This is a genomic window from Wolbachia endosymbiont of Drosophila pseudotakahashii (assembly GCF_026015925.1).
GTDB classification, from domain to species: domain Bacteria; phylum Pseudomonadota; class Alphaproteobacteria; order Rickettsiales; family Anaplasmataceae; genus Wolbachia; species Wolbachia pipientis.
The window spans coordinates 294,664-314,509 of the sequence record NZ_CP110359.1 but is presented as its reverse complement, the minus strand read 5'-3'; the positions used below and the strand labels follow the sequence as shown (position 1 = coordinate 314,509).

The 19,846-nt window shown below is 35.1% G+C and carries 16 protein-coding genes and 4 pseudogenes; 11 read left to right on the top strand and 9 right to left on the bottom strand.

The genetic code is table 11. From position 1 onward, the window contains the following. Nucleotides 1–9: 9 nt before the first annotated feature. From ONI09_RS01585 to rsmD, 5 genes are all read left to right on the top strand, one after another. Nucleotides 10–2,394, top strand: a complete 2,385-nt coding sequence (locus ONI09_RS01585) for a TrbL/VirB6 family protein (RefSeq protein ID WP_265014217.1) — start codon at nucleotides 10–12, stop codon at nucleotides 2,392–2,394. Further along, nucleotides 2,391–5,372, top strand: a complete 2,982-nt coding sequence (locus ONI09_RS01580) for a TrbL/VirB6 family protein (protein WP_265014216.1) — start codon at nucleotides 2,391–2,393, stop codon at nucleotides 5,370–5,372. The genes ONI09_RS01585 and ONI09_RS01580 overlap by 4 nt, the downstream gene beginning before the upstream one ends. A gap of 89 nt (nucleotides 5,373–5,461) precedes the next feature. Then, nucleotides 5,462–9,196, top strand: a complete 3,735-nt coding sequence (locus ONI09_RS01575) for a type IV secretion system protein (RefSeq protein WP_265014215.1) — start codon at nucleotides 5,462–5,464, stop codon at nucleotides 9,194–9,196. Next, entirely contained in the window at nucleotides 9,186–9,818 is a 633-nt protein-coding gene (locus ONI09_RS01570) for a WD_0853 family protein (protein ID WP_253303722.1), read from the top strand. Before ONI09_RS01575 ends, ONI09_RS01570 begins: the two co-directional genes overlap by 11 nt. A gap of 122 nt (nucleotides 9,819–9,940) precedes the next feature. After that, nucleotides 9,941–10,489: a 16S rRNA (guanine(966)-N(2))-methyltransferase RsmD gene (gene rsmD / locus ONI09_RS01565; RefSeq protein ID WP_265014214.1), complete on the top strand. Its 549-nt coding sequence runs from the start codon at nucleotides 9,941–9,943 to the stop codon at nucleotides 10,487–10,489. On the opposite strand, the pseudogene ONI09_RS01560 reads toward rsmD, so the two are convergent. From ONI09_RS01560 to ONI09_RS01550, 3 genes and pseudogenes are all read right to left on the bottom strand, one after another. Continuing rightward, nucleotides 10,447–10,761: pseudogene (locus ONI09_RS01560) on the bottom strand (hypothetical protein); the annotation flags it as partial. The gene rsmD and the pseudogene ONI09_RS01560 sit on opposite strands and share 43 nt — an antisense overlap. A gap of 22 nt (nucleotides 10,762–10,783) precedes the next feature. After that, entirely contained in the window at nucleotides 10,784–11,374 is a 591-nt protein-coding gene (locus ONI09_RS01555) for a COQ9 family protein (protein WP_265014212.1), read from the bottom strand. A gap of 6 nt (nucleotides 11,375–11,380) precedes the next feature. Further along, nucleotides 11,381–12,934 (bottom strand): Mur ligase family protein, encoded by a 1,554-nt coding sequence (locus ONI09_RS01550; protein ID WP_265014211.1) that lies wholly within the window; start codon nucleotides 12,932–12,934, stop codon nucleotides 11,381–11,383. Nucleotides 12,935–13,686: 752 nt separating this feature from the next. Between ONI09_RS01550 and ONI09_RS01545 the strand changes: the two genes are divergently transcribed. The 4 genes from ONI09_RS01545 to ONI09_RS01530 all read left to right on the top strand — a co-directional run bounded on the left by ONI09_RS01545 (nucleotide 13,687) and on the right by ONI09_RS01530 (nucleotide 15,678). Further along, nucleotides 13,687–13,809 carry a hypothetical protein gene (locus tag ONI09_RS01545; RefSeq protein ID WP_007549233.1) on the top strand — a complete coding sequence of 41 codons (123 nt, stop codon included), beginning with the start codon at nucleotides 13,687–13,689 and terminating at the stop codon, nucleotides 13,807–13,809. Between the two features lie 96 nt (nucleotides 13,810–13,905). Next, on the top strand, nucleotides 13,906–14,265 hold the full coding sequence (locus tag ONI09_RS01540; RefSeq protein ID WP_155969176.1) for a ferredoxin family 2Fe-2S iron-sulfur cluster binding protein: 360 nt from the start codon (nucleotides 13,906–13,908) through the stop codon (nucleotides 14,263–14,265). Nucleotides 14,266–14,267: 2 nt separating this feature from the next. Then, a complete protein-coding gene (locus tag ONI09_RS01535; protein WP_265014210.1) occupies nucleotides 14,268–15,308 on the top strand; it encodes a hypothetical protein in 1,041 nt (346 codons plus the stop codon). After that, nucleotides 15,292–15,678 carry a cytochrome c-type biogenesis protein gene (locus ONI09_RS01530; RefSeq protein ID WP_015589263.1) on the top strand — a complete coding sequence of 129 codons (387 nt, stop codon included), beginning with the start codon at nucleotides 15,292–15,294 and terminating at the stop codon, nucleotides 15,676–15,678. The genes ONI09_RS01535 and ONI09_RS01530 overlap by 17 nt, the downstream gene beginning before the upstream one ends. 344 nt (nucleotides 15,679–16,022) lie before the next feature. Here the strand turns inward: ONI09_RS01530 and ONI09_RS01525 are convergent, their stop codons facing one another. The 6 genes and pseudogenes from ONI09_RS01525 to ONI09_RS06900 all read right to left on the bottom strand — a co-directional run bounded on the left by ONI09_RS01525 (nucleotide 16,023) and on the right by ONI09_RS06900 (nucleotide 17,095). Then, nucleotides 16,023–16,271 (bottom strand): transposase, encoded by a 249-nt coding sequence (locus ONI09_RS01525; protein ID WP_182309100.1) that lies wholly within the window; start codon nucleotides 16,269–16,271, stop codon nucleotides 16,023–16,025. A gap of 11 nt (nucleotides 16,272–16,282) precedes the next feature. Beyond that, nucleotides 16,283–16,435, bottom strand: coding sequence for a transposase (locus ONI09_RS06920; protein WP_369408987.1), 153 nt, complete (start codon nucleotides 16,433–16,435; stop codon nucleotides 16,283–16,285). Next, a pseudogene (locus ONI09_RS06915) lies at nucleotides 16,412–16,593 on the bottom strand (transposase); the annotation flags it as partial. The gene ONI09_RS06920 and the pseudogene ONI09_RS06915, both read right to left, overlap by 24 nt. After that, nucleotides 16,553–16,678, bottom strand: a complete 126-nt coding sequence (locus ONI09_RS06910) for a hypothetical protein (protein ID WP_369440743.1) — start codon at nucleotides 16,676–16,678, stop codon at nucleotides 16,553–16,555. The pseudogene ONI09_RS06915 and the gene ONI09_RS06910, both read right to left, overlap by 41 nt. A gap of 28 nt (nucleotides 16,679–16,706) precedes the next feature. Next, nucleotides 16,707–16,754: pseudogene (locus tag ONI09_RS06905) on the bottom strand (hypothetical protein); the annotation flags it as partial. Nucleotides 16,755–16,921: 167 nt separating this feature from the next. Next, nucleotides 16,922–17,095, bottom strand: a complete 174-nt coding sequence (locus ONI09_RS06900) for a hypothetical protein (protein WP_406848658.1) — start codon at nucleotides 17,093–17,095, stop codon at nucleotides 16,922–16,924. A 133-nt stretch (nucleotides 17,096–17,228) separates the two neighbouring features. On the opposite strand from ONI09_RS06900, the pseudogene ONI09_RS01515 reads away from it, so the two are divergent. Further along, a pseudogene (locus ONI09_RS01515) lies at nucleotides 17,229–17,501 on the top strand (transposase); the annotation flags it as partial. A 394-nt stretch (nucleotides 17,502–17,895) separates the two neighbouring features. Next, nucleotides 17,896–19,803 (top strand): excinuclease ABC subunit UvrB, encoded by a 1,908-nt coding sequence (gene uvrB / locus ONI09_RS01510; RefSeq protein ID WP_264707317.1) that lies wholly within the window; start codon nucleotides 17,896–17,898, stop codon nucleotides 19,801–19,803. Nucleotides 19,804–19,846 lie beyond the last annotated feature (43 nt).

Sequence of the window (19,846 nt, the reverse complement as noted above, 5' to 3'; positions counted from 1 at the left end):
GTTGGATTTATGCTAAAATTTTTGCTGATAATACCGTTTTTTTTTCTGTCAAGCTGCGGGGAACATCACTGTATTAAGCCAGAAAATTTATCAGGTTTGCGTGAAAAACTAGATATAGTGTCAACAGAGCAGAAATGGGTTGATTCTGGTGTTAATATTTCAGATAGAATAAGAGTAACAGAGATTGATATAGTGCCTAGTAAGGTTAATTTTTGTCCTAAGCAGTATGCAGATTTTGCAATTGGGCCTGGGAGAAATGACGTTGCATTACCATTTGCACTTAAAAAAGGCGATACGATAAGCTTTAGTGTGATTGGAAGTAAAGTGTGTAAAGATAAAGAGAGTGAGACAAAAATCAGGTATTTGAAAATCGACGAAAAGTGTAGCGAGCAAGAAACGGAACATTTTGCACATGTTTTAAATCAAGAGAAATGCCAAGGTGGCAAGGATGGGATATGTCCTAATAAATATATAATAGGCGATGCGCAATGGTTGAGTGGAAGAGAGTACTGGTTTTCGAAGTTAGATCAAGATGAAAGAAAAAAGGAAATTGAAAATATTATTAACTCTATAAAACAAGGAGAGAATATAGATTGCAGCAAGCTTTCAGAGAGCAGTGCAAGTAAGATAGATACCCACATTTTAAATTCACTCTGTAGACGTATATGTAAATTTTCTTCTGTTCGTAGAGGCGAGGATTGCGTGTATATTGAATATAATAATATAGAAATTGAGCTATTCAATGCTTTAAATTCTAGTGGTGAATCTGTTGTTGCTGAAATTATTAGTAACGTATTAAAGGGAAAACAGGTAAAAACTGACATTACATTTCTAAAAGTTGGTATGGATAATGAAACTCTTGAACACATTCCAGGTGGTGGTTTATGTACTAGTTGTGATCATAAGATGGAGAATGACCATCAAATACCAAGTTTAACTTTTAGTCTATGTAGCAGAAATGACAAGAGCTGCTACAATACAAATGACAAAGGCGGGTTCAACATAAGAGTAACGAAGAACCATAGTCTGGAAAATAGCTTGTATATAAGTGTTTCCGATAAATTCCCTGAGCATAAGCCTGGTGAAAATCAAGCGGATATATCTGTAGATATCAGCAAAGTTCATGACATGGAAAACTTGAAAGGAAAATTAAAAGACAAAACAGGCACCATATATTACGGAATAAGAGACCATGGCTGCGATTACAAAAATGAAGGTCAGTTTAGTATTAACCTAACAACTAAAGAGCCACCTACAAAAACTTTTAGTGCAATATATAATTTCTTTGATGAAAAAGTGAAAACTGCATTTTTCGGCTCTAATTATAAAGACCCTAACGCAATTCACTCTGATACTAGTCCTGTGAAGTCTCTTTACGAAAGTTTTATAAAATCAAGCAGAACAAATACCATTAGATCTACTATAATATCACTATTAGTACTATATATAATCTTATATACTCTTTATTACTTTTTTGGATTAACTCATATTTCTATATATGAGTTTTTAATTATATGCGTAAAGATAGGAATCATCGCCCAGCTATTGCAGGATAATAGCTGGGACTTTTTTTATAACAACGCATTCTCTATATTTATTAACACTCCAAAACAACTAATAGAAATAGCAAATTTTAGAGGCACTACTTCAAATGTTTTTGAGTTTCTTGATTTGCCGCTCAATAGGTTCTTGTCATCGCATTCAGTATTGTTAATAGTATCTCTTATATTTTCTGGCCCTTTGGGCATTGTATCTTTTTGCTTGGTGATTTGGGGTTTAATCACAGTGAGCTTATCTATTTTTAATGCCTTATTTTCTTTTATTACATCTATAGCAATAGTTGCGTTATTACTTTCTTTAGCACCTATTTTTATTATTTGTCTTTTATTTGCGTATACTAGGCAGATGTTTCAAAGCTGGGTTAAAAATTTAGCAAGATTTGCAATTCATCCAGTGGTCCTTTTAATTTTTATATCACTGATAAGTCAGGTTATGGATTATATTGTGTATTCAGTATTTGATTTTGAGGTCTGCTCTACATGTATACTTAATATTAACCTAAAGATTTTTAACCCTTGTATTTTTTATGGTTATGCTTCCAAATATACACCTAATATTACCGCTATGATGGCTTTTGTTATTTTGGGACACGCTATGAAAGCTTTAGTTGAAGCTTCTTCGGCAATATCTGACTCGTTGTTTGGTGCTTATGTAGCAAGCGAACCTGGAAGACAGTATCAACAAAGCTTAATGGGAACAGTAGGGTTAGATGAACAAAGCGTTCAAAGAAGAGAAAGAGGAGATGCCTCTCAACAGTCAGGTACGTCAAGACCTCAAATACCACAAGGGACTCAAAGGTCAACGCCTCAGATACTACAAGGAAGACAGCAATGATAAGTAAAAGATCACTATTGTTGATACTGTGTCTTGCAATCACTGGTTGTAATATGGATTGTGTCGAGCCTGGGTTGCAGAGCAAAAACACCAGCGTTAATGTGGATGTTCCAGTTCGTCAAGCCGATAAAATTCATTGGGTTGATTCTGGTCAGGTAATTAGTCAGGGTGAGAAAATCAAATTCACCCTCGATGGATCAGTAAATTTTTGCCCTTTTAAAGAAGACAAAAATCCAAGGAAAGTACTTGTGCCAGCTAGCTTTTGTGCTGATGGCTCAGAACCAAATTATAGTAAGGCTGCGGATATTAATAGTGTACCTAACAATTATGGTGTTAATGAAAGTAAAAACGAACTATGTGGTGGCAAAGGATTTGGCAGCAATAGACGTTATGTGGACACTGGAATTAAAGTAAATCCTGGTGACAAGTTAAGCTTCAGCTTAGTTCCCAGAAAAATAACAATTGATTACGACAATCCAGAAGGGAAAGGCATCAATTTTGATGACAATTGTTATAAAGCTGTAGAAAATGACCGTAAGGAAACTGTATATAAGAAAGCTACAGTGAGTGAAGTACATCAGGGGGGAGAGTTTTTTTGTGATGGTAAAGATGGTACAAAAAATAAAATACAATTTTTACCTCTTGATAAAACAAAAGCAAAGGAAAGCAAAGTGCTAGTTGGCAATGGGTATACCCCATATGATAATAAGGTGCATTTTAATAAAGGTTATATTCAAGACAACGAACCATGGGTATATGGTTCACTACTTGATTTACGCCGCGCTAAAATAGGATTGAACGAGTTATGTGATGGAAAAAACTGTAGTCTTGATGAGAGAAAAAAGTACTCCTCCTATGAGCTTAACTGTTACCATCAAAATATATGCTATACTGAGAAGGGTATATGGAACTATGGTTTAGGTCAAGCAGGAGAACGGAACTGTGTCTCCTCTATAAGGTATAAGAAGTACGATAAAGGGAATAAATGTGATATGTATTCTTATCTAGAAAAAATGGAAGGGAATGTTAAAGCAGGTAGTTTTACTGAAGATGATAAATCTTGGGCTGAGGCTCTTGTTGCAAAAATAAGCGATCCAGGTGATGCAAGTATTTCTGAAGGCAAGCGTAATGATATGAAGGGCGATGCTAAAGGTATTCAATGTCTTCCAAAAAGAGGAGAAGCAGGAAAGGAGAAAAATGATAAACTAGTATGCTCAAAAATCAGTGATAATTTTGAAGATTTTTCCTTAAAATTAAATCATGACTATCCAATAGGAAGTGTAACACCTGGTAGCAGTGTGATGCTTGCCATTGCAGATTATGGTCACTATGGAGCTAATAGAGGTGGGTACCATGTTAAAGTGACTAGATCATGTGAATATATTAATGGCGAAAAATTATATGTATATTTAGGTGATGAGCCACCTAAAGATTTGCATGATGTGGGAACTAATGATTTTAAAGTGGTAGGAGTGAGAGAAAGAGTAAACGGAAAAGATGAGTACACCATATTAGATGTAATAAGCGGAGAACACTTTCAGAACGAAGAATCTAAGAAGATATATTTCGGCATCAATGTAAGCAACGTAGAGAGAGATGACATTACAGATAAAAATGGCAAATATTATGAAAATAATAAGTACACAGTAACTTTATTTGTTAAAAGAAAAATTAATGATTTTATTTCATCGAATGTAAACGGGGTATTTAAACTTATAAAAGAAGAAGTAATTGGGGACAGCGTTAAAGATTCATACAAAGGATATGCAAGAGGTCTTCTTCAAGGGGTAAGAGCTTTGCTTACTCTATACGTTATATTTACTATCGTTGGCTATATGCTTGGAACAATACAGCTAAGTAAATTTGATTTCATTGTAAGAATGTTCAAGATAGCATTTATAGCTTTTGCCTTTAGCGATAGAAGCTGGGAACTTTTTGGTACAACTTTATCCAGACTTTTTATAGATGGTAGCACTTATTTGGTTGATAGATTTTCTGGCTATATAGGGGAAGGGGGGAGAAAATTTGCATTCTTAGACTTGACAGCAGGAGTATTATTCACAGCAGAAACTTGGTTAAAGTTTTTATCATTGATGCTCTCTGGTCCTTTTGGCTTTATTGCATTTTTGGCAATACTCTACGCTACTTTTATGTTCTTAAAATGCATTATTAGCGCTACGTTTAAATATGTAATATCTACTGTTCTAGTGGCGTTTTTACTGTCATTAACACCTTTATTTATCGTATTTATTCTATTTCAAAAGACTAAACCCTTGTTTGATAATTGGATAAAAACGTTGGCTCATGTTTCATTAGAACCAGTCATTTTATTTTCATTTTTATCTCTTTTAAATCAGTTGATGTATTCAGTTTTATATAACCTCACAAATTTTTCTGCATGCTATCAATGTTTAATTAGCGTAAATTTCTTATCGTATGATCTGTGCTTGATGAAATCAATACTGCCTCTTGGATACAGTCCTGGCACTAGCGTTGATGTTGCACTCAGTACCGGAGAAAGGGCTGGTGGACACTTTGCAGCATTACCTATAGACCTAATCCAGGCGTTTATATACCTCATTATTGCCGGTGCAATGGAAGCTTTTGTTTCTATATCGGAAATTATGGTACAAACACTATTTAGCTCTGGTTATGGAGTTACTGGCGGTGTTGGTACAGTTGCTAAGAGCGCATCGCAAGCTATGCTGTCAACCGTTGGCCTTGATGATAAGACCCAAAGTATGATACAGAGTATCAAGCAGAAAATGAGTAAAGATCGGGGAAAAATTGAGGCTAAATTACCTAATACGCCAAAGCAACCAGACAAAAAAGAAGATTCTAAAGGAAGTTCTGATAAAACAACGAGTGATAGACCTGAAACATTAAAACAATCAGATCAGCAAAAAAATTCTGATGAAACAATAAGAAGTGATCCTAGTGCTAAAGCTAAAAACAAGGAAGAAAATGAAGAGGAGTAAGATATAAATGATATTATGGAGTAACTAATTAAAAAGATATTTTAAGTAAAGTTTTAGAAATTTATTCTGTATTTGGAAAAAGTTTAGATATGCAATCACGTTTAGGCAAATGTTGGTTTAGGGTATTACTTCTTGCAGCTTATGTGCTGATCACAGGTTGTAGTAAAAACGATATGCCTTTTCCAAGGTGTATATCTGCTGACTATTTTGGTCCTAAACCTATTGCAGTAAGCGCTCATTTTTCAAGCGACCACGATGCGTTTATTCCAGGAGATGGAGAAGTTATTGATCCTGAAACTGGCGAAATTAATTATGGTTTTCACCATAACCAAGTGGTGAAGTGGGAGGATACCGGACTCGAAACCAATGGAGATAGTTTAAAAGTGCGAGTTAATGGTGCATGGACATCTTGGAGTAATAATAACAAGAAGGAATCTAAAAAAGGCAGTTATACCTTACAAAGCTTGGAGCAGTTAAAATATGCAACTAAATTTGAAGGCGAGCCAGGTGATAATAGTCTACCTGACTTTCACTTAGTTTGTAATGATTATAAACCTAGCATACAGAAGTTTTCAAGTAAGCCTAATGCAAGTTGCACTGTAAATTGCAAGTGCATTAATGAAGATGATGGTGCAAATACAGTATCACGTGGTGCTCCATGTTGGTTTACCAACGGTCATGGTGCTTATCTTTTGTTTCAAAGGCCTGGTGACGATAGTCCTAACAAAGATTTGAAATCTATGCGCAATCCTTCATCTCCTACTGTACATCTAGGTTACAACTCCGTGGCAGAGAATGGGAGCGGTCTTTTTGCTTTAGACAGAGATAGCACTAAATTAAAGGACAGGGATTGTGATACGGTGAAATTAGAAAAGGGATGGAAAATATATGTAAAAATATTAGATAGATATTACTTAGATAATGTAGGTGGCTACTCTTTTGAGTTCTTAAATGGAGTGCAGCAGCCAAGTAGTTTTGGGTTTTTTGATTACATTTATAACTATCTAAAATGTGTATTATTGATTAACGAAAATTGCAAAGAACATTTTAATAGCAATGATCCTGCAGTTGCACAAGCTATGTTCGAAAATATAGCTGAAAAAAGTACGAGCTTTCACAATTTTGTTCTTTCCTTGCTTGTTCTATTTGTAATGATTTCATCGCTTCTTTATCTTTTTGGCATGATACGAGAAACTAAGCATGATATGCTCATCAGAATGATGAAAATCACTCTAGTAATAGTGCTTATATCTCCTGGAAGTTTTAGATTTTTCTATGATCATTTTCTTGTTTTATTCGTTAAAGGTCTTGAACACTTGATAAGTGTAATTACTAACTTTGCTCCCAACATGAACACCGGAAGTATTGCTCAAGGAGATGAAGCTAAGTTGTTTAGCTTCATGGAGGACATGTTCAATAAATTTTTTGCTTATTCTGTTTGGAAAAAGTTTGCAGCGTTTTTACATTACCAAATGTGGGCAAGCCTTCTTATGATACCGGCAATTTTCATAGGGATTGTACTATACTTCTTGTTGTGCTTGTATGCTTACATAATATTTCTCTCTGGCTTTATGGGTATAGCTTTTCTTATAGCTATCATGCCACTGTTTCTAATTTCTATTTTATTTTCACCGCTGAAAAGTCTATTTGAAGGTTGGATAAAATTCTGCATCAGTTTTTGTTTACAATCGATTATGATATTTACTCTCTTGTCATTGTTGGCTTCAATGATAATGAACACCTTTTATAGACAACTAGGTTTTACTGTATGCTACAATAAATGGTTCGAGGTAAAGTTATGTGCTCCAAAATGGGTGTTTGGCGGTTTTTGTATCGTTGATAAGCAGTACTTTGGTTGGACCCCAGGGCAAATTTTTGTACCTTACACTCTTGGAGAAGCTTCTTCTCTTAACATAGATAAAAGTATAGAAGGTATAGAAAAGATAAGCAGAGAAGGTGGTACAATAAAATTTACTGGTGGTGCTGGATATATCCCGCTTCCACCAGATTACCCTAAAGATAAAAATGGTGAACATATAAAAGGGTTTCGTTATATAGATTATCCTTTCTTTAATCCAATTCCTGGAACTAAAGATAATCCAGCAGACCACTATATTGCAGAAAGTGATATGGTAGTTAGTAATGGCTGTAGTGAAAAAGATCTAGTGCGCTTAACAAATAGTTTATCTCATGCATCAGAGAGGGCTGACATTATATTACTGATCAACAATATAGAGAAAAGGATAGGTGATGTTAGTGAAATAATAAAACGCTACTGTCAAGATATAAATAAATGCAATAGTTATAGGGAAATAATTAATGAAATAAGATCTTTAGTGCGGAGTGCGGTAGAAAAACAAGGTTGTAGAATACTGAAACTTCATGATTTATATAAGGATCCCAACAGTGAATACTGTCAGAAATGTAAAGATTGTGAGGATTGCAAAAATTATCAAGAAAATAGCGATTACCAAAGGGTGCAAGACATACAGAGAGGTTATTTAATCAATGCAGGGGAAATCTTTGTGTTATTCTTGCTTTCATTTTTAATGTTCTCCTTACGCGAGTTCGTACAACAAATGGGCTCAAGTATAGCTGGTGGTGGATTCAGCGTTTACAATATATCTAGAATGTATGAAGCATCGCCTTTGGTTGGCATAATGGAAGGATTAAAACAGCATTATTGGCAAGACGCAATTGGTGAAAAACTAGAATCTTTAGGTAATTGGGCTACTCATTTACCGGATAGATTAGCCGGAGGTACAGCTAATCTACTGGGTAGGATACCAAGAGTTGGAGGAGTGCTGAAATACGCTATTGATGTGCCACGTAAATTTGTAGGTGCTACTATTGAAGCAACAAAATTTGCAACATCACCTAAAAATGACGTTGATAAACTTGAGGAAAAAATCTACAGGGCATTTGGAGTTGATAAGGAAGATATTGCGCATAGAAGGATCGGTAAATATTTAGAATATTACAAAGGATATGTAGGATCACATTTGGGCTATACAATAGAAGATGCTATGAAGTTTACTTGGGAGCATGGTCTTGACTCTATAGGAAAGCATGGCTATGATCATAACCTACTCTATAGAGCAAAAGAATATAGGCGAGATTTCTTAGAGAAGCTTCATGATTACACTATCGGCTGTAAGAGAGAACCAGAAAAAGACAATCCTGATCAATCAAATAAGGTAGAACGAGAGTTAGGCACGGAACTAGTAAGAGATAACCATGATCAGCCACTAGAAGAAGGCGACCCTCTTCGACTACGAGGGGGAGGTCAGCCAGATAAGGTAGTACGAGAACTAAGCACAGAACAAGAAGAAAAGCCTAATCAACTACAGCATGATCAGCCAACAGAAGAAGATAAGCCTGATCAATCAAATGAAGTGACACGAAATTTAGGCACGGAACCAAAAGGTTCAGATGAAATTGATGATTCTGGATCTGCTTTTGAAGGTATGGAAAAACGTGCTGAAAGAGAAGGCAGAAGAAATCAAGATAAAGTTTACAACCTCTCACCACTTTTTGAAATGAACACTCCAGAAGCTGTAGAAAAACGTGCTGAAAGATCTAGAAGAAAAGAAGAAAGAGATCGAAAAGACGAAGTTTATAATCTTAAGCCTTTATTTAAAGAACCAAAAAATCCAGAAGAGTACGTTAAGGCACTTTTTGAAATGAATACCCAGGAAGCTATAAAAAAACGTGCTGAAAGAGAGAAAAAAAGAAATCGAGAAGACAGTAAAAGGAAATTACCGGAACCAATGAGGAAACCAGATGCAAAAGGAGATGAGAAGAGGATTGAAGATGAAGACTAATAAAAATTTCAAAGGCCTTGATTATTATAAATTGCAGCAAGACAAAGATGGCAACATAAAGTTAAATGACTACGACGACATTTTAAATGCGCGTAGGGCAAGGGTAGACTTGTTGCGGGATAACACATCACTTGACAAGGATGTCAATTTTGCTAAATTGAATAAAGCTTTGAGTGAGAAATTTGTAGATAATCATGGTTTATTGTCTGAATTTGATAAGGAAGACAAAGAGATTGCACAAGAAAGGCTTAAGATGTCTAATATTTTAGACAATCTTGATAATCTTGCAAACATTAAAAGTGAAGAGCTATTAGAGGTTAGTTTATTGCTATCAGACCTTAGCTTCATAGAGAGAAATGTTGTACTAAATACCGATCAGAATTCTGATCTTACAGAGTTTAAAAGTCTATTTATCGAAAAAAAGGCATCTGGTAAAGAGTATAGTGAAGAAGAATGTAGAGGCTTTCTTGATAATATAGATAAAATCAATACTATAATTAAGTTAGAGTTAGAAAGCAGAATTGAAGGGCTAAATCATGATGAAAAAAATGATCATGATGATTTACAAGATGAGATTGGTCAAGCAATTAATGCAGCAGGCAAATCAGAAAAAGATAACTGATGAGCCTTATGTTTGTGTTTTTCTTACAAGCGACTCGATAGCTTCTCTCTATTAAACTGCTAAAGCCATATTGACATTAATCATATAGTATAAATAATTAATTATTTTGGAGCTTATTTAATATGCTACGCATCATTGCAGGCAAATATCGCGGAAGAAAAATAACTACAGGTAAGCATTTAGCTGCACGGCCAACTATGAGTATTGTCCGAGAAGCAATATTTAATATGCTTTCCTCAAGGAAACCTATTTATAACTTGAATGTACTTGATTTATTTTGCGGAAGTGGCTCTTTTTCATTTGAAGCGCTTTCTCGCGGCGCTAAACATGCATTCATGGTGGATTCAGATTATTACAATTTGCAACTGCCTAAAAAAACAGTAGAAGATTTTGGAATTACGAACAATGTCACGCTAATTTGTTGTAGTGCTAACAAATTGCCACAACCTATTTCAAAGTGCGATGTAGTTTTTATAGACCCACCTTACAATAGCAATCTAGTTGAATCAACGTTGAATGGACTAGCTCACTCAGGCTGGTTAAGTGATGATGCATTGATAATTCTAGAGATTAGGAAAAACGAAGATTTTGAGTGCAATAAAAACTTCAGTATAATCTTGGAACGCACCTACGGTATAGCGAGAATAATTTTTCTTTCTCTATTAATTTGAACTTGCATATACTTTTCATTGATGAGTTCCAGTTCTATTTTCGTCAAGTTTCCGGAGAAATTACTTATTCTGTACTGCCCTAGATCAAAATTTTTATTAAATTCAGAGTCTATTAAATATTCATGTGCTTCTTCAATAAATTTATTTTCTTTTTCTTCGTAACTGGTGTATTTTGTTGGACCATTATTATCCTCACGATAAACTAAATGTTCTTTATGATCAGCATGAATATTTTTATTTTCACAAACCTTTTCAGGATCGTGCTCAAGTACTTTTCTACCAACAATCAATAGCTTATAAGAAATTTCCTATGATTCCTTTTAAGCGAGTTTTGAATTTTTGAAATGTCATGACATTGTTGATATGGTTATCAAGAAACGATAAAGTATCCACAAAATCTTCTGAATAATCATTGATAAAAAAAAGTATCGTACTTAAGTACACTCCAGCTAATATTGCTCTTTTTGTATAGTAGTTAAAATCTGTTGATTGGTCATGAATGCCATACCAAATCGCACTAATAGTTCTGTATAAAAGTTTACTAGAAAAATATGTATTTTTTGGTGATACGGAGAATAATAAAACATTTTTTAAAAGTTCTCTATAATTTGGTAGCTTAGCGTAATTTGAAAGGCGTATTTGAATGGCTAACTTTACTCGCTCTCGCACTTTCATATCTTCTAAATTAGAATTCCTTAGTTCAGCTTCCATTGAGCTATTTAAGTCCTCTGCTATGTGCTCCAAAGCGCTATATATTCCATTCTGAAATTTGCAAAAGCTATTAGCTAGATTAAGGTCAGTGCACACCTTTAATAGGGTTTCATCGCTTATCCCTTCAAATGGAATAACCCTAATTAGCTTATCTATTATTAACTTTTGTTCCACGCAACATCATACTAAACAGCATGTGTGATTGTACCTGAGATTTTCAAACATTCTACAAAATGCTTCACCACGTTCCTCGAAATTTTTCCATTGATCAAAAGAAGCACACGCGGGAGAAAGTAATATTGTTACTTCTTCTGTGCTATTTAAGGCCTCTTCAAAAGCCAATCTGAATGCATCTTCTAGATTGCAACATTTAACATAATCTACTTTATTCTCCATAACATTTGCAAAAGCTTCGGTTGATTTTCCAATAAGAAAAGCTTTTCTAACCCTTGTAAAATGCTTGCTTAATGATTCTATTCCACCTTTTTTGCTTCTTCCACCAACGATCCAATTTATGTTTTCATAAGATAAGATCGCCTTTTCGCTCGATTTTGCATTAGTTGCTTTGCTATCGTTCACGAAAAACACATTTCTTATTTTGCCAAGCAGTTCATTCCTATGCCTCAGTCCTGAAAAGGACTTGATTCCATTGATAATAGTGTTGCTATCTACTCCAAGTACCTTACATACGGCATATGTGGCTGCTATGTTTTCTGCGTTGGATATTAGGTTTATTTTCACGTCGCTTACTGATAAGCTATGATTCTCTAGTTTTAACGAGATCTTCTGGATCCCAGTGCCCCTTTTGTCATCCAAGTAGCTGACACTGGGATCCAGATAATTTCGATCTATAACAGTAATCTGTTCACTATAATCAAGCAAATTGTTACCTGCCAATGATATTAGATCTCTTGCACCACCCTCTGTCATCTGAGTAGTTGGCAATGGTTTTTCTTTTCTGGATTCCAGCGTCACGCGCTGGAATGACATCGGGGAATATGTTACTGAGATTGGAATTTTGTCTCCAGTGAATTTGTTGAATATATCAGCAGTAATCTCATTGTCACATCCTATTACGGCAACCTCACTACCGTTTATCAGTTTTAATTTAGTTGCTATGTAGTTCTCCATACTTCCATGCCTATCTATGTGATCTGGTGTAATATTGAGCAGTGCTGAAATGTCCACGTTAATTTCATTCATCAACTCCAATTGAAAAGAGGAGAGTTCGATTACATAAATTTCTGCATCTCTTTCTAGATCCAAAACAGGAACGCCTAAATTTCCACCAATAGCTACTTTTTTCCCTGCAGATTTTAATATGTGCCCTATTAGTGATGTAGTGGTTGATTTACCATTTGTTCCTGTGACGCCTATTACCTTCTGGTTCGTAGTTTTAGCTTCAAGAAATAGCTCAATGTCTGATTTTATTTTGCAATCAAATCTCCTTGCAAGTTTTACTATCCAATGTGGCTCTGTTGGCACTCCAGGGCTTAAAACCAATGCACTGATCTCATGCCAATTGTATTCCTTGGGATGAATAAAATTACATTTTTTATACATCATTTTTGCATTTGCTATTTGCTCTTCATGATCATCCCATGCATATATTCTTGCACCATTCTTTGTTAGAGCGTTAATGGCGGATAAACCAGTTTTACCAAGACCAAAAACCGCAACGTTTTGATTTTTGTATTTGTTTAGTTGCACTGCTAGATAACTTATGCGAACCATTTTATAAAGATATCGTACAAACTACAACAGACTTCTTGCATAGGTCACAACTGTCATTCAATAGAAACGAAAAAACTTACTTGACACCCTCCGCCAGTCCCCTTATCATGAAACTGAAGCTATTTATCTATCTTCTCTGTACAGATTAAATGACAAAAAAACTCACGTATCTGGCGTCTCGTGTTTAATTTTTTGCACTATGTGCACCTTATGTCTTTATAAAATTTCTAGGTTTTTACCTAATATAAGCTAAAATGCGCTTATAAAGCATTTAAAACATAAAAAAACGCCAACTTAAAAAATGGATAGTGAATAATTAGCTACCCTAGGGTTTCTTTTGCCTTTTTTTCTGTTTAGTAAATTTCTTAATGTTTATAATTTAGATTAGTTGCGGCTTAAAAGCAACTGAATCGCGGTTATTAAACGTTTAGAATAAAAAAACGCCATACTTGAAAGTATAATGTAAGTAATTAGCCAACCACGGGGCTTCTTTTGCCTTTTTTTCATTTGGTAAATTTCTTAATATTTATGGCTGAACGACAATCGTCATCCCGCTGCTTGTTAGCGGGATCTCTTGTTAGCGGCTGAGATACCGCGAATGAATCGCGGTATGACGGTTCGCGACGGCGTGACGATAAGCTCGTTATCCTGCTGCTTGTTAGCGGCTAAGAGATACCGCGGCAGTATGACGGTTAAGTGGGGTGTCATCCCAGTGTCAGCTACTCGGATGACAGGAGAAGGAGGCTACTTGCATGACACCATTCTTTTTTCTGGATCCAAGTAATCAGGGCACTGGGATGACAAGAAGAGGGCACTGCCGTCATAAAGGAACCAGTGTCAGCTACTCGGATGACAACAAAGAGCTACTTGGATAACAAGAAATATAGGCACTGGAATTGCAAAGAGTTTGCAAATATTAGTTATTACCTGTAGGATATAGAGAAATTAGTAAGGATTTTAATAGGAATAATATGCCATCTGTTACTTTTATTTTACCTGATGGGAGTAAGAAAAGTTATGAAGCTGCAGAGGGAGAAACTCTGCTCAATTTAGCCCATAGAAGTGATCCAGATCTGCTTGAAGGTGCATGTGAAGGCTCTCTTGCTTGTTCTACATGCCACGTGATTGTTGATCCAAAATCTTATGATGCTGTAGAAACGCATAATCCCATATCTGATGAGGAAAATGATATGTTAGACCTAGCTTTCGGCTTAACAGAGACATCAAGACTTGGGTGCCAAATAAAAATCACAAAAGATATCGACGGCTTGTGTGTAACCATACCAAGGGGTACAAGAAATATATCATTGGATAAACAGGGGAGTGATTAGCTATGCGTAAGATTTTTATCTATATTATCATCTCTTTACTTTTGTTTATTCCTGTAGCGTATAGTGGTTTTTGGTATTTTTCTGCATGTAAGGTAAAAAATCTTTTAGCTGAAACAATACTATACATTAACGACGAAAAATTTGATATTTCACATGATTTTAGTGGATTTCCTTCTAACCTAATTTTTCGTGTGACAAACCCAAAATTTTCCAATGAGCAATTAACCATCTCATCTGATGCTTTATTGATAAAAAATAGATTGTTTGATAAATCAGTATATATCTACATACCAAGCAATGAAGTCAATATTGCTGTTCATGGTGATGAGAAAAAGAATATAAAATGCCACACAAACGATAGCAGCCACTTTGTTGTTAGACTAAACGATTTACCATCTTCATTGCGATTCAACAAAAATAGTACCGTGATAGAATATATAGATACACTTCGTTACGAAGATTATGGATTAAAATGTGATGTTTTAGAAAATCAGCAAAGTGTTATAACTGAAGTGAATGATAAAAGCAATTACATTCAATTTCACCTCGATAAAGAACCAAGTGGAAATACTAAACTAGGATTTGATTTTTATACTTATCGGTATAAAAATACTGCAAGTCCTGAAAGTTACCTTAGTATCGACACTAAATTTGATTACGAATTTGTAAACCACATCTCAGCTTCCAGAATTAATTTCAACATAGAGAAATTTTTAATTCAAAGTAATAATTTTTCTCTTGCTGCAGATGGTGGAGTGCGAAATTATAATTTGGTTACGTCTTCATTTAAAGACAAAATCAACGTGGCTATATCAAATTATAAAGAATTAATCTCGTTTATGATTGGTGACTCAAAAACTTCAGATGCGTTTGAAAAATTAATGTCTTCCTTATCAGAAAAAACAACTGATGATGGCATTCAATTTTCAATAAAGTACGATGATGATGTAGGGTCAAGCTTTATTGGAAAGTTATCCACCACTGATTTTATGAACCAGCTCAGTAAAATAACCCAATTAACCAAGGATGAGAGCAGTAGTTAGTTTACTTTTCATATTGATATTCCACTCAGGCGTAAACGCTTTTACTCTGGATAATAAACTCAGAGATAAAAGCATGGAAAAACGAGCAACCAGTTTATTTGAAATAATAAGGTGTCCAATATGTTCTGGCGAATCATTGTCTGAATCTGGATCTCAGATCGCGTATGATATGCGAGAAGCAATTCGTAAAAAAATCAATGATGGATACACAGATGAAGAGATAATCTCAGAGTTAAAAAATTCTTACGGCAATTCAATTATAATCGTACCGCCTATAAAATCTAGCACTTACATTTTGTGGTTTATTCCACTTACAACTCTGCTTATTGGGTGTTTTTTAATACAAAGATACATCAATACAACCACTTAAACCTTTTATATATAGCTAAAGTGACTTAGGTTCTCTAATTGCACATAAGTCAACAATAATTTTCACACAAATCAAAACAGCATATCTTCTCCATAATCCTTGGTAATTTTACATAAGTTAAAAGTAGCATATGGTTCTCTCCGCGGTCTGAGATGACAATAAATTTGTCAAGCCGCATTATACTTGTTAGGCGGAAGTGGACGGCAACATATTTACCACGAAGTCTAACTAAGTTCTTGCTTGTCCCTTCCATCGGCATTGCTATCTTTATTTTCAATAAAATTATTGTCCTATGCTCTTTTGATGTTTATTGATAATAAAATTCTGTTTTATCAACCAACATCCTATGCATAATTACAGCTAATTTTCTTGCTACTGCTACAATTGCTTTTTTCATTCCTTTTTTCTTCGCAACCCCAGTTTTTTAATTTAAATGTCCTCTTGGTAACTGTAAGCATTGTTTGTGCAGCTTCATATAACATACTTCTACATTCCGCTGGTCCCATCTTTGATATGCTGCCATGCCGATCAACTTCTCCAGAAGAATATTGCCTTGGTGTCAACCCTATATACCCCAGTTGCGGATTAGCCAACGAAGTAAAGCTTAGAAATGCAGCGGCTGCATGGAATATGAAACAAGCGTAGAAAAAATGTGTACCAAAAAATTTATCGGTGATCTGTGGCGAGTATGCTCAATCTCAAATTTGTTTTTCAGAGAGCCAAAAACTGTCTCAATAATCGATCTTTTTCTTAACAAAATCTTCTCATTTAGCACCATTAATGAGTTTTTCATACCCTTTTTATACTGGTTACAAGCTTTGACCCTCTATCGAATAATTCGTGAAAAAGATCTTTTTTGATATATCCTTTATCTCTAAACAATAATCCAGTCAATTTCTGAGTTAAATTTGGCACAGGTATCAACGTTGCCTTTTGTCACCGTAACCCCTTGAATTTCGCCAGTTTCGTTGATTACTAGATGTACCGAAAAACCACCCATAAGTAGTCTTTCCAATCTTTGCCAACCCTTTGAAAACTTTGTTTCTCGAGGTCCTTTTTGGATGGCAAACAGCGATAGATTATGTACGAAATCCCTGTCACTTTTGACTGTTCGCAAAACCATTGCATTAAGAGCACTAAATACCATAAAACCCGCGATTTTAACCTGATAAACCTACTATAGGATGGCAATTTTGGAAACGCTGATTCGTATAATAATTTCAAATAATGCACATAGAAAATTTTAAAATTGTCGCACTTGATATAGCAATATTATGGTAAAAATCTCTGAATGCGTAATCTCTGGCGTCCTGGTTGGTTTTTTGCCACTTGGTAGAAGTTTTTCTGCAAAATTTTCATCGACTGTATTGCAAAAATCATCGACTATACAAAAGATTTTTGTTACTTTCTCTTTCATTGGTAACCTCCTATTTTAGGAATGAATATCAAATACCTTGGAGTTTACCCTATTTCCTTACCTTTTCTATTTTTTCTAATTTACAACTGGGGTTAGCAGTGCTGTGAGAATGGTTGAAAGCGCAAAAGAAAACCTCTCGGAAGTTAAAAATATACTGGTCGATGCAGGTTATACAGGAGAAAATTTTGCAACTAAAATAAAAACGATTATTGGAGCAACTGTAGAAGTAATAAAACGAAGTGAATTACATTCCTTTGCTGTATTGCCACAAAGATGGGTTGTAGAGCGATCTTTCGCTTGGTTAGAAAAATGCAGACGATTGTGGAAAAATTGCGAGCGAAAACTTAACACTAGCCTGCAAATGGTCGTTCTTTCCTTCATTTCTCTTCTATTGAGAAGATTTTAAACAGGTTCTAAATCTTTATTTTAAAAATGTCATATTGACCACCGGTACCTGAAAATACTATTCCAATTGATCAGAGCTATCCATTTCCTTAATTTTTGTAACGTTGTCATAGGAGTACTATAATTTAGTATCAACTATGTTTTATTGTTTTTGCATCTAAAAAAATTTAGCTTATTCAAGCAGCATTTTGCCTTTTTTTGGATGTAGGGATTTTTTAGGAATTGTCTTCTTGAATTCTATGGTATTTTGTTTAACATTGAAACAAGATTCCAGTGTCAGCTACTTGCATGACATTGTTGGTTAATGTTTTATGGCTTTACGATAGCTATACAACTTATCTTAAAAGCAATATAGTGTTTACTATACAATGAATCAAAGATAGTAAGTAAAGTCTATGAAATTTCAAATCGCTACACATTTTCAACCGGCTGGGGATCAACCACAGGCAATCGATAGCTTAATTGCAGGGCTAAATAGTAATAAAAGAGATCAGGTTTTGCTTGGAGTTACTGGTTCTGGGAAAACTTTTACTATGGCAAATGTTATTGCAAGAACAAATAGGCCTGCATTAATTATGGCACACAATAAAACTTTAGCAGCACAGCTTTATGAGGAAATGAAAGGATTGTTTCCCCATAATGCTGTTGAATACTTCATTTCTTATTATGATTATTATCAACCTGAAGCCTATTTACCACAAACTGATACTTATATCGAAAAAGATTCTGCAATTAACGAAAGAATTGAGATGCTGCGTTATTCCACCGTCTGCTCCCTTTTGGAGCGCAGGGATACGATCGTAGTTGCCAGTGTTTCCTGCATATACGGTCTTGGTTCGCCTGAGAGCTACCGCAGCATGATCATACCGCTTAGTGTTGGAAATAAAATTCGTATTAATGATTTCCTGAGCAACTTAACTGATCTTCAATACAAGCGCTCTGATGCCAGGTTTGAGAGAGGATATTTCAGAGTGCGCGGCGATATTGTTGATATATTTCCTTCCCATTATGAAAATAAAGCTTGGCGTTTATCGTTATTTGGCGATGAAATAGAAGAAATTTCTGAAGTTGATGCTATAACGGGCAATGTTACCAAAGGCGTAAATAAAATCACCATTTTTCCAAATAGCTATTACATAACCCCGCGTGAGGCTTTGTTGCAGGCAATTGAACTAGTCAAAAAAGAGCTGCATGAACGCTTGGATTATTACTACTCGCAAAACAAGATTGTTGAAGCAAAGCGCCTCGAGCAACGCACTAATTTTGATATCGAAATGATGAGAACAACAGGAATATGTAAAGGTATTGAAAATTATTCGCGTTATCTCTATGGAATGGAAGCTGGGGATCCACCACCTACTTTGTTTGAATATTTACCCAAAGACGTAATTTTATTTGTTGATGAGAGTCATGTCACCGTTCCTCAGGTTGGTGCGATGTACAGTGGTAATGAGGCGCGTAAAAAGAAATTGATCGACTATGGCTTCAGGCTCCCTTCCGCTTTTGATAATCGTCCATTAAAATTTGAAGAGTGGGAGGGAGTTAGGCCGCAGACTGTTTACATTTCAGCCACTCCAGGAAAGTATGAGTTGGCAAAGACCAATAATGTATTTATAGAGCAAGTTATCCGTCCAACAGGGCTTACGGACCCAATCTGCATTGTAAAACCAATAGAGAGTCAAATTGATGATGTAATTCATGAGGCACAAGTGACAATAGGGAAGGGATTTTGTGTTTTAATCACTACATTGACGAAAAAAATGGCTGAAAATTTAGCTGAATATATGAGTGAATTGAATATGAGAGTGAGTTATTTGCATTCTGATATTGCTGCGCTGGAGAGAATAGAAATTATATACAAATTGAGATCTAAAGAAATCGATGTTTTAGTAGGTGTTAACTTGCTGAGGGAAGGTCTTGATATTCCAGAGTGTGGGTTGGTTGCAATTTTGGATGCTGATAAAGAAGGATTTTTGCGATCGGAAACTTCATTAATTCAAACGATCGGTCGTGCTGCGCGTAATGCTGAAGGTAGAGTAATTTTGTATGCAGATAAAATCACTGGTTCTCTGGACCGTGCATTAAGAGAGACCGAAAGAAGAAGAAAAAAACAAGAAGAACATAATATATTGCACAATATTGTCCCAAAGACTATAATAAAACCTATATCAAACACCTTACAGGAGAGGGCAATAGCAGAGCCGAAAGTAAATACTAATAAGGATGATTTGAGAAAGCAAATGATAGAGCATGCTAAAAATTTAGAATTTGAAGAAGCAGCAAGAATAAAAAAATTATTGTAAGGTTAAGTAATATATGATGCTATGGGCATAGTATAAAAATGTA

What these genes read in the sequence shown, in the direction of transcription:
- ONI09_RS01575 (WP_265014215.1), top strand. Translation starts at nt 5,462, where the DNA reads ATGCAATCACGTTTAGGCAAATGTTGGTTTAGGGTATTACTTCTTGCA.
- ONI09_RS01530 (WP_015589263.1), top strand. Translation starts at nt 15,292, where the DNA reads ATGAGAGCAGTAGTTAGTTTACTTTTCATATTGATATTCCACTCAGGC.
- ONI09_RS01540 (WP_155969176.1), top strand. Translation starts at nt 13,906, where the DNA reads ATGCCATCTGTTACTTTTATTTTACCTGATGGGAGTAAGAAAAGTTAT.
- ONI09_RS01585 (WP_265014217.1), top strand. Translation starts at nt 10, where the DNA reads ATGCTAAAATTTTTGCTGATAATACCGTTTTTTTTTCTGTCAAGCTGC.
- ONI09_RS06900 (WP_406848658.1), bottom strand. Translation starts at nt 17,095, where the DNA reads ATGAAAGAGAAAGTAACAAAAATCTTTTGTATAGTCGATGATTTTTGC.
- rsmD (WP_265014214.1), top strand. Translation starts at nt 9,941, where the DNA reads ATGCTACGCATCATTGCAGGCAAATATCGCGGAAGAAAAATAACTACA.
- uvrB (WP_264707317.1), top strand. Translation starts at nt 17,896, where the DNA reads ATGAAATTTCAAATCGCTACACATTTTCAACCGGCTGGGGATCAACCA.
- ONI09_RS01580 (WP_265014216.1), top strand. Translation starts at nt 2,391, where the DNA reads ATGATAAGTAAAAGATCACTATTGTTGATACTGTGTCTTGCAATCACT.
- ONI09_RS01570 (WP_253303722.1), top strand. Translation starts at nt 9,186, where the DNA reads ATGAAGACTAATAAAAATTTCAAAGGCCTTGATTATTATAAATTGCAG.
- ONI09_RS01550 (WP_265014211.1), bottom strand. Translation starts at nt 12,934, where the DNA reads ATGGTTCGCATAAGTTATCTAGCAGTGCAACTAAACAAATACAAAAAT.
- ONI09_RS06910 (WP_369440743.1), bottom strand. Translation starts at nt 16,678, where the DNA reads ATGGGTGGTTTTTCGGTACATCTAGTAATCAACGAAACTGGCGAAATT.
- ONI09_RS01535 (WP_265014210.1), top strand. Translation starts at nt 14,268, where the DNA reads ATGCGTAAGATTTTTATCTATATTATCATCTCTTTACTTTTGTTTATT.
- ONI09_RS01545 (WP_007549233.1), top strand. Translation starts at nt 13,687, where the DNA reads ATGACACCATTCTTTTTTCTGGATCCAAGTAATCAGGGCACTGGGATG.